Raw genomic sequence first — 10,656 nt, forward strand, 5'->3', positions numbered from 1 at the left:
ACTACAAAATTTTAAAATCCAAACAAGAATGCAGCATTAACAAGGGCTGTAGGGTTGCGACCTCGATTCGAGTGTCAAACTCGGGAGCGTTTTAAATATTTGATGAAAAGGGCATATGGGTGTGATTTTCAATCGAATATATTGATTTCAAAAAACACCGAAGGTGTGAAATTATTGTAGAATAAATTTGAAAGGAAATAAATTGAACCCTGAAAGGGTGACATAAAATAATATCAACCCTGCCTGTCCGGCAGGCAGACCTTCGGGATTTCAAAATTGAAAAAGATGTGTCCACACGGTAGCTGACCTGCAGGCAGAAACACTAAAACTCACAAAAAGCTTATTCGATATAAACTCAACTCTTTTTGCTCAAATATGTAGATGTTCCTCTCCATTTATTGGCAACGCATAGTCTAATCTTTTGATTTTCATATATGTACACCTGAAAAGACGCTAAGAAATCGCCTCCCAACCTTTACCTCAAAAATGACAAAATGCCATAATTTCTTACACCTGTGAGTAATTAGACACTATTGTAACAACTCTACACCCGGCAATAAAGTATAATTGCTTAAATATTCAATCATAAAATCAGATTGTATTATGGAACTGAAAGACTTATTTAATATAAATTTTAACGAGCCGTGTGCAATATTACTATCATTTATTCCCGCAGCTATTAACCTATTTATACTTATTTATATTTCTGCTACCCTGCCTCAAAGCAGAACAACAGTTACATTTTCATTTTTTGTTCTTTTATTGGGGCTGTGGCAAATAACCGATGGATTTGCCCATGCAAGTAATTCAACCCAGAATGCGGTGGAATGGTTTAGAATATCAGGACAACCCTGCTTGTATACGATGCCTTTGGGAATAATCTTTATCCTAAGATTTACGGAGTGGGACAAAAAATTCTCAAGTATTCCGATTTCTTTATTTTTATTTTTTCCCGCCATCATTTTTGAAATGAGCACTACCGCAAGGCTTGGTTTATACAAAATAACAAAGTCAGAACAGTTCAAGTGGATAATAAGTCCCGAACCAGAACTGATTACAGTAATAACTTATACCTGGATATGTACAATGGCACTATTAATGCTTATTCTTTTATGGGTTTATTATATCAAAACAAAAAACAATAAAAGAAAACAAAACCAGGCTCTTCTATTACTGCTTGGGTTTTCTTTTCCGGTTATCGGGGGAATCGTGTTAGAGGCAATTCTTCCTCTTGTATTTCGGGTCGATTCAATTCCATTGACAACTGCATTGATGACAACCTTTTCAGTCGCCTCCCTTATTGCTGTTAAAAAGTACAAATTGTTTGACTATTCCCCCAAGCATCAATGGAGTAGAATAGTGGAGGCCATTAATGAAGGTATAGTGATAGTTGACAATAACGACTGTATTGTATATGCAAATAAAAAATATTGCGAAATGGTTAAGTATTCCTATGAAGAACTGCAGGGAATGCATGCTCATACGTTGTTCACAGATGCTACTTCCACATCTCAAAGCAACAACGAATTTTTAACCAAAAAAGACGAAGCGGCCGGACAACGCCAGGCAATTATGAAAACAAAATACCAGGAAACAATTCATGTTTTGGTAAGCAATGCTCCTTACCTGGATAGAAACGGAAATACAATGGGTTCGATTGGGATTCATATGGAGATAACACAATTAACAGAGACACAACAAAAACTTAAAGACAAAATAAAAGAAATAAACCTGTTTTTTTACAAAACCTCTCACGATCTCAAAACCCCCGTTTGTTCAATGAATGGCTTGTTGGCATATTATGACGAATGTGACAACCCGCAGGAAACCGTTAATTATATGAAACAGTGCGCACAAAAATTATCGGCAATACTAGATCGTATTTCACAGGTACCAGATCTTCACGAGGAAAATATATTTATTGAAAAAATAAATATTGAAAAAAAAATAGAAACTATTTTAAAGGAAATCAAAGAAACAAGGGGGGAAACAGGTAACATCAAAATAAAAACAAATACAGGAGGAATTATAATGGAATCGGAAAAATATCCGATACAACTTATTCTAAAAAATATTATTGATAATGCTGTATTGTTTTACGATCCTGCAAAATCCAATCCGCATGTAAATATTTCAGTTTATAAAGGACGAAAGTATTACAAAATAAAGGTATCTGACAATGGACAAGGCATGTCAACCGAAGCTCGGAAAAAAGCATTCGAAATGTTTTACAAAGGCACTGATAAATCAACAGGAGAAGGTCTTGGTTTGTATATTGTAAAAAACGCCGTTGAAAGACTGCAGGGAAAAATAACTTTAAACAGCAGAATAAATACAGGAACTGTAGTGGTCGTTTATATCCCTATACCTCCGTCTGCAACAAATAAAATGAAGTATGCAATACCTGAAAATATTGAGCCATCGAACCTGACTTTATTTCCCATTTAATTACAAATTATCGTATTGCGTTTATACTACTTACCAATGAACATCTGCCTGTGCCAGCTCTGTTTTAAAGGAATTTGCCAATTAGTTTTTAATTCGGCAAGCGTAGAAACGAGGTTGTTAAATACAATTGTATTCTCATCAACCTGCCTGGTATTGATCAGCTTTTCGAACTCTGACAACGAACAGGAGCGTATTGAATCCCCTGCCTTATAGGCCACATGCATCCGATCAAGCAAAGACACATTGAATTGTTTTTCCACATCCTGTATAAAACGCACCGATTTATCAATACCACAACCGCTTGCAGGCGCCGTTTGCTCGTCAACTGCAATAATTACAAAACGATTGTATAAAACATCAATAGCGGCATCCATGTTGTTTCCATGCGATGTCCATTGATCTAAAAACGAAAGGGCGTTTGTTTTTATTTCGGCTACTTCTGTTGTAGTAAGTTCTCGGACACTTTGATATATCCAGATGCGACTATGTGGTGGAAGTTGATCGACTGTTTTCATACTTGCATTTTTCTGCCACTATTAAATTGAACTATAAGTCTTCTTATCTTCTGACTTTTGTTGGAAAACTTGTCGATTGTCATATGCCAATAATACCAAACCAATAATAATTAATACGATTGCTATCTTTTGCATATATTTTCCATATTCTTCGGGTGTTTTAGTAGCAGCAACATCTGATGTTTTCATCCAAATTCCGCGCTGGAAAAGATTTGGTTTCATTAGATATAGAATTCCAAATCCAATTAAAACAATTCCCCTCATTTCGTAAATTCGTTTTTTATTCGTTATTCGTTGATGTTCTGTGCAACCAACTCCGCTACATCCAACACCTTGGTTTGCTGCTCTTTATTAAAATGCTTCACTCCATCTGTCATCATCGTCATGCAGAACGGACAGCCTGTAGCTATCACTTCTGGATTTAAGGCCAAGGCCTCTTCCGTACGCTCAATATTCACTTCTTTATTTCCTTTCTCGGCTTCTTTGAACATCTGCGCCCCTCCTGCTCCGCAACAAAACCCTTTTGAACGGCTGCGTTTCATTTCGGCCAATTCAATATCCAGTTTTTGTATCACTTCACGCGGCGCTTCATATACATCATTACCACGCCCTAAATAACAAGGGTCATGAAAAGTTATTTTCTTTCCTTTAAAACTTCCGCCTTCTACTTTCAATTTACCGCTTTCAATCAATTGTTGCACCAGCTGAGTATGATGGATCACTTCATAATTTCCTCCCAGCTGAGGATACTCATTTTTCAAAGTATTAAAGCAATGAGGGCAACCGGTAACTATCTTCTTTACATTATATCCATTCAGTACTGTAATATTATTCATAGCCTGCATCTGGAACAGAAATTCGTTGCCGGCACGTTTGGCAGGATCACCTGTACAAGCTTCTTCGGTTCCCAGTACAGCGAACTTAATACCAACATGATTTAAAATTTTCACAATGGCTTTTGTAATCTTCTTAGCCCTGTCGTCAAAGCTTCCGGCACAGCCTACCCAAAACAATACTTCAGGTGTTTCACCGGAAGCCAGGTACTCAGCCATTGTTTTCACCTTAAGTTCTATTGCCATTTTTCTAATTCAAAATTCTTTTCTTCAATTTTCCTTTGCCCAATTCAACCTATCGGCAGGAGAAAACTGCCAGGGCGCTCCATTATTCTCTATATTCGTAAGCATCAGATTCAATTCCTGCGGTGCAGCACTTTGTTCCATCACTAAATACCTGCGCATATCAATTATTATGGAAAGCGGATCAATATTCACAGGACATTCCTGTACACATGCACTACAGCTTGTACAGGCCCATAGCTCTTCGTTTGAAATATAATTTCCCAATCCTTTACCATCATCCCTGAATTCGCCATTTGTGTCAATATTTTTTCCAACCTCCTCCAGCCTGTCGCGGGTATCCATCATTATTTTTCGCGGCGACAACAGCTTACCTGTTTGATTAGCAGGACAAGATGAAGTACAACGGCCGCATTCTGTACATGAATACGCATCCAGTAATTGCTTCCAGGTGAGGTCATAAACATCTTTAGCACCAAAACGCATAGGTTTATTGGGATCCGCGGGAGGTGGAGTAAAAGTAGTATCCAGCATCGCTTTAACCTCGTTGGTCACCGACTCCGGGTTAGTGAACTGTCCTTTGGGTTTGAGGTTAGAGAAATATGTATTCGGGAAAGCAAGTAGAATATGAAAATGTTTAGAGTATGGCAGGTAATTCAGGAAACCCAGGATACCAATAATGTGAAACCACCAGCAAACGCGTTCTATCATTACAAGTCCGTCATCTGAAATACCACTTAACATTGGGGTGATGTAATGACTGATTGGAAATGAACCGGCTTGTATGTAATGTCCATAACCCCTGCTTTGAAGCACCTGGTCAGCAGCATTCATTAAGAACAAGGCACTCATTAAAAGTATCTCACTTGTAAGAATAATATTGGCATCCGACCGTGGCCAGCCATCCAGCTCTTTGTCCGTGAAGCGTTTTATATGGAGTACATTCCTGCGAATAAGAAAAACCGCGCAGCCAAAAGTTACCAGGAAAGCAAGCACTTCGAAGAAGCTGATCAGGAAATTATAAAAATCTCCCATAAATGAAAGTGATCGGTGCGTTCCTAAAGCTCCATCAACAAGCATTTCGAGCACTTCAATATTAATAAGTACAAAACCTACATAAACAAAAATGTGCAAAATTGCAGGTGTCGGGCGGGTCAACATCTTGCTTTGCCCGAGCGCCACGCGTGTCATTGTAAGCCAGCGTTGTGATTTATTATCTGAGAAGTCGGCATCCCTGCCGAGGCGGATATTGCGAATTACCTTTTTAAAATTTATGGTAAACCAAGCTGTAGCGCCACCCAGTAAAAGAATGAAAATTATATTGGCTATACCCATGCCGTTCCCTTAGGGTGTTACAGGTTGTTTTTTCTTCGATTTATCCTTACGACCAAATACAGAGAAATGAACATAGCGTTTAGGATTTGTACGCAGATCAAGCATAAGAAGATCCAATTCATTGGCCGATTTATCCAGCTTCTTATACAGCGAATCATTATTAACCAACAAGCCCATTGACCCTTCCCCTCTGTTTATTTTAGCCAATATCTTTGAAACATCACTTAAAGCTTCATTGGCATTATTGATCGTTGTTTTGATCTTGGACTTCGCGAGAGAATCACTGATGCTTTCAAAATTGGCAAGCACTTTTGTGATCTTATCGTTATTGTTGGCCAGGTTAGATGTGATGGATTCCATTTTAGAAAAAATGACCGAAAGTTTATGCTGCTGCGAATACACGAGTGTATCAAGGCGTAAGGCAGTTTTTTCGAAGGTGGCGATAGCTCTTTTAATGCTTTCAAAACTTTTCGTCAGGTTATGACGTGCGTCTTTATTCAACACTTCCTGTACAACTATCATAACCGAATCAATAGACGCGATGAGTCCTTCAGCCTTTTTTTGAAGAGGGGCTATACGCTTGTCGACCGCCGCTCTAAGGTCATCTTCCCTTTCAGATACCAGGGTATCGCCGGATTTAACCAATGACGATGATGTACCTAATTCAAAACGGATTGATTTGGTTCCTAAAAGATCCGAGCTTACAATCCGGGCCCTGCTATCGGAAGGAATATTTACGTTATCCTCCACGCTCATAGTCACGAGAATACGCCCCTGCCTGTCATTGGGCATCAGTTTAATGCTCTTAACGAGGCCGACCTTTAAACCGCTTAGCTGAACATTATTTGACTCAAGCAAGCCATCAACATTTGTATAAACGGCATAAATGGTTTTCTGATTTTTAAACAGGTTGGAGCCCTTTAAAAAATTGAAGCCGTAAATGAACAGGGACAAGCCCACGACCACAACAATACCGGTTTTTACTTCTTTACTTAAAGTCAAGGTTATGAATTAATTACAGTTGGCGAATTTACGATTTTATTATTTAACCCGAAATTCCGATAAGGCTTCATTTTAGCAGCCTCTTTGCTTCATCAACGCCTATTCGTTTTCCATCTTTAAAGGCGACAACAAAAGCATCAGTAAAGCCCTTTTTTCGCATTTCGGACTGAAGTTTTGAAGCCTGATCCATTGCAGCACATGAGCCGGCCGCATATTTGTATACTCCATTATCAATAAACTCTGTAATATTTTCTACTCCTTTAAATCTTTCAGAGCCGGGCTCTATCTTTTTATCCGATGTTATCAATTGAACATAAAATAAAATACTTCCTTCAGCCGGTTTTTCATTTTTTATAGGATCTTTTTTCTCAACTTCCCTTTTATCCGACTCTCTCTTTTCTTCTTTTACAATTTTTATTGAGTCGGGAGTTTGTTTTTTCACATCCCCTTCAGTCCCATGCAATGTATCTCCGGTCTCTTGCTTTACCGCCTGATCCTCAACTGCTGTATCCACAGGCGCAACATACACAGGAAGTCTTTCTATCACATCATCGTATTTCGTTTTTCGACCTTCTATCTCATCTTTATATTCACGAAAAGCTTTAAATATCGACACTGCAATATATTCCTGTCCTTTCTCCGAACCTAAAAATTTTTCCTCTTCCACATTCGTTAAAAAACCTGTTTCAGTCAGCAAACTGGGCATGGCTGTTTTCCATAGCACCAGGAAGCCGGCCTGGCGGACACCTTTATCGACACGTGTCGCTTTTTCCTTATAATGTTTCTGGATTTTAGCGGCTAGGTTTAAACTTTGCTCGAGATAGGTATTCTGGTAAAAACTGAAAATAATATTCGCTTCATCCGAATTGGGATCAAAACCTTCGTACTTTTTCTTGTAATTATCTTCCAGTAAAATAGAGGCGTTCTCCCGCTTGGCTACATCCAGGTTACCCCTTGTTTTATGCAAACCCATCACATACGTTTCCGAACCATGCGCTTCTTTGTTCGGATTGGCATTGCAATGAATGCAGATAAACAGATTCGCGTTATTGCGATTGGCAATCGCGGCCCGTTCCTGCAATTCAAGAAATACATCGGTGGTACGGGTATAAACCACTTTAACATCTTTACAATTTTCCTCAATGAACTTGCCAAGCTTCAGGGCCACTGCCAGCGCCACATCTTTCTCTTTATATTTCACACCCGAACAACCGGGATCTTTACCCCCATGTCCTGCATCAATAACAACTGTTTTAAGATCAAAAGGCGGACGATATACAACCTTCCATGAGCCGGATAACAGGGCCATACCCATTAAAAGGAGTATGGTACAATGTTTGTTAGTATGCCCCCGTTTACAACCCATTGATATAAAGTATTTTACTTAGTTTTGAAGCCGAAAAGGTTATTACACACAAATTTAAAGGTACATTTTGCTGTCTGCGCCAACGTTCAAACTAGTTATCCGCACTATTCTGTTAATAATCACGACAGTTTTAGCGACTGAATCTGCCTTTTCCCGCAAAAAAAACGAAAATTTACAGTCCGCTGTTACCTTTAAAGATACTGTTGTTGCTGTAACTGATAATAATATGCCCCTCAAATCAAAAGTTAAATATACAGCCCAGGATTCCATGCGCTTTGATGTTACTCAGCAAAAAATGTACCTTTTTGGAAACGCCGAGGTAACTTATGAAGATTTGAACCTGAAAGCCGGTTATATTGAGCTGGATATGAAGAATAATACGGTTTATGCTACAGGACGAAAAGACAGTGCCAATACCGAAGTTGAATTGCCGGTGTTCACCGAAAAAGCACAAAGCTTTAAGTCGCGTAACATGACTTATAATTTTCAGACAAAAAAAGGGCGCATAACTGAAGTTATCACTAAAGAGGCCGGCGGATATATACATGGGGAAACTGTAAAAAAAGATTCAAACAATACCGTTTACATACGTAATGGAAAATACACCACCTGTGAGCTAGAACATCCGCATTTTTACATACAAGCGAATAAGCTGAAAGTGATCCCGGATGATGTTATCGTAACCGGCCCGGCATACCTCGTGATCAATGACATACCTACTCCACTGGCGGTACCGTTTGGATTTTTCCCGAACAAACACGGACAAAAATCGGGACTGCTTATTCCAACCTATGGCGAATCGGCAAACATGGGATTCTTTTTGCGCGATGGAGGTTTTTATTGGGGCGTGAGCGATAAACTTGATGTGGCGTTGAGAGGCGACATTTATTCGAAAGGCAGTTGGGGAGCTAAGTCGAGCATTAATTACGTTAAACGGTATAAGTACAATGGTAATTTCCAGGTTAACTTTTCAAATTTTAAAATAGGTGAAAAAGAACTGCCCACTTTTACCCAGCAAAAAGATTTTGTTATACGCTGGAGCCATGCCCAGGATGCAAAGGCACATCCAGGCGTATCGTTTATGGCAAGTGTGAACGCGGGTACAAGCAATTATAACAGGTTCAACTCGTATAATCCCAATGTATATTTGAACAATACGCTTCAATCCAACATCAGCTTAAGTAAATCCTGGCTGGGCACTCCGTTTTATTTAACAGCATCGGCCCGGCACAGTCAAAACACAACTACAAAAAAAATTGATGTGAGCCTGCCGCAGGTCGCGTTCTTTATGAACCGCATCTATCCATTCAAAAGTAAAACAAGAGCTATACCGATGTGGTACGATAAGATTGGGCTCAGCTACTCCGCCGAAGTACGCAACGATATAAGTGCCTACGACTCCCTCTTTTTTAAACCTGAAACATATAAGCAAATGCGAAATGGGTTCCATCAGAGCATACCGCTTAGCACTTCACTCAATGTGTTGAAATATTTCACCATGAGTCCTTCAGCGGTATTTAACTCAAGCTTGTATTATCAAACCATTTCGAAGCGTTATGATAATGACACTAAAACTATTTTAACCGATACAGTTGAAGGAATTAAAATGGCCAACGACTTCAGCTTATCGACCAACCTGAATACCAAAATATACGGCAATTACCAGTTCAGGAAAGGATATGTAAAACACATACGTCATTTGATTATTCCAAACGTCAGCTATAGTTATCGTCCCGATTTCAGTGAGCCGCAGTGGGGAGCATATAAAAAAGTGCAATCCGATTCAAATGGGAATAAACAGGAATACTCCATCTTTCAGAATAATCTGTGGGGCTCACCTCCAGCCGGAAATTCAAGTGTAGTATCCTGGTCGATCAACAATACACTTGAAGCAAAAGTGCGTAACAAGAAAGACACCATTAACCACGAAAAGAAAATACATATCATTGATATGTTCAGCATATCATCTTCTTACAACACGGCTCTTCGCAATTTCAAGTGGCAAATGATAAACATGAGCGCGCGTACCAAATTGTTTCAATATCTTGATGTAAATTTTACAGGACTGCTTGATCCCTACCAGATCAATGATAAAGGTGTGAGAATAGAAAAATTCGAATATGATAAATCAGGCCTGCCCGGACGTTTAATCAATTATTCTCTGGCCCTGAGTACAAGCCTGCGCAGCAAAAGCACTACCGGCCCCAAACAAAGCACCAAAGGAAGTAAGGATGAGATACGGTTCATTAATCAGAACCGGAATCAGTATGTAGACTTTAATGTTCCGTGGTCGCTTAACGTGTATTACAATTTCAATTTTTTAAGACAAGGTATACTGCCAGTACAAAAAACACAATCACTTACATTCAGCGGCGATGTGAGCCTGACCAAAAACTGGAAGATAGGATTTAACTCGGGGTACGATTTTAAAGCCGAACAATTCACCTACACCCAACTAAACATTTATCGCGACCTGCATTGCTGGGAAATGAAAATTACCTGGGTGCCTTTTGGCCCGCGCCAGAGTTATATGATAGACATAAACGTAAAGTCGGCTGTGCTGCAGGACCTAAAGATGACAAGGAGAAGGGATTGGTATGATTTTCAGTAGAAGGAGTTGGAAGTGGGAAGACGGAAGACGGAAGACGGGAGTCGGAAGTGCGAAGTGGGAAGTGGGAAGTCGGAAGACGGGAGTCGGAAGTGGGGAGTTAGAAGTCGGGAGTCGGAAGGCGAAAGTCGATGCGTCAAACTAATTAAACTATTAAAAATATAAAACCATGAAATGGTCATGAGCTAGAATGAAGCACACCAACCGAGGATGAATATTTAACTTCGTGCAAAACATGAAACGTAATGCAAGAAATAAAATTCAAACAGGTTGTAACAACCGGTTGCGGTATAGATGTCCATAAGG

At 39.4% G+C, this 10,656-nt stretch carries 8 protein-coding genes; 2 read left to right on the forward strand and 6 right to left on the reverse strand.

From position 1 onward, the window contains the following. The first annotated feature begins 603 nt into the window (after window positions 1-603). Window positions 604-2,448 (forward strand): PAS domain S-box protein, encoded by a 1,845-nt coding sequence (locus HYU69_13580; GenBank protein MBI2271369.1) that lies wholly within the window; start codon window positions 604-606, stop codon window positions 2,446-2,448. Window positions 2,449-2,474: 26 nt separating this feature from the next. Here the strand turns inward: HYU69_13580 and HYU69_13585 are convergent, their stop codons facing one another. From HYU69_13585 to HYU69_13610, 6 genes are all read right to left on the reverse strand, one after another. Further along, window positions 2,475-2,963, reverse strand: coding sequence for an ABC transporter ATPase (locus tag HYU69_13585; GenBank protein ID MBI2271370.1), 489 nt, complete (start codon window positions 2,961-2,963; stop codon window positions 2,475-2,477). Between the two features lie 21 nt (window positions 2,964-2,984). Continuing rightward, window positions 2,985-3,185 carry a hypothetical protein gene (locus HYU69_13590; GenBank protein ID MBI2271371.1) on the reverse strand — a complete coding sequence of 67 codons (201 nt, stop codon included), beginning with the start codon at window positions 3,183-3,185 and terminating at the stop codon, window positions 2,985-2,987. Window positions 3,186-3,250: 65 nt separating this feature from the next. Continuing rightward, a complete protein-coding gene (locus tag HYU69_13595; GenBank protein MBI2271372.1) occupies window positions 3,251-4,042 on the reverse strand; it encodes a (Fe-S)-binding protein in 792 nt (263 codons plus the stop codon). 24 nt (window positions 4,043-4,066) lie between these two features. Continuing rightward, a complete protein-coding gene (locus HYU69_13600) occupies window positions 4,067-5,374 on the reverse strand; it encodes a (Fe-S)-binding protein (GenBank protein MBI2271373.1) in 1,308 nt (435 codons plus the stop codon). 9 nt (window positions 5,375-5,383) lie between these two features. Then, window positions 5,384-6,376, reverse strand: a complete 993-nt coding sequence (locus HYU69_13605) for an MCE family protein (GenBank protein MBI2271374.1) — start codon at window positions 6,374-6,376, stop codon at window positions 5,384-5,386. 67 nt (window positions 6,377-6,443) lie between these two features. Continuing rightward, a complete protein-coding gene (locus HYU69_13610) occupies window positions 6,444-7,742 on the reverse strand; it encodes an N-acetylmuramoyl-L-alanine amidase (GenBank protein MBI2271375.1) in 1,299 nt (432 codons plus the stop codon). Between the two features lie 226 nt (window positions 7,743-7,968). Here HYU69_13610 and HYU69_13615 point away from each other — a divergent pair, with 226 nt between their 5' ends. Then, window positions 7,969-10,353: an LPS-assembly protein LptD gene (locus HYU69_13615; GenBank protein ID MBI2271376.1), complete on the forward strand. Its 2,385-nt coding sequence runs from the start codon at window positions 7,969-7,971 to the stop codon at window positions 10,351-10,353. Window positions 10,354-10,656: the final 303 nt, after the last annotated feature.

This window comes from Bacteroidota bacterium, from assembly GCA_016183775.1.
Lineage (GTDB): Bacteria > Bacteroidota > Bacteroidia > JABDFU01 > JABDFU01 > JABDFU01.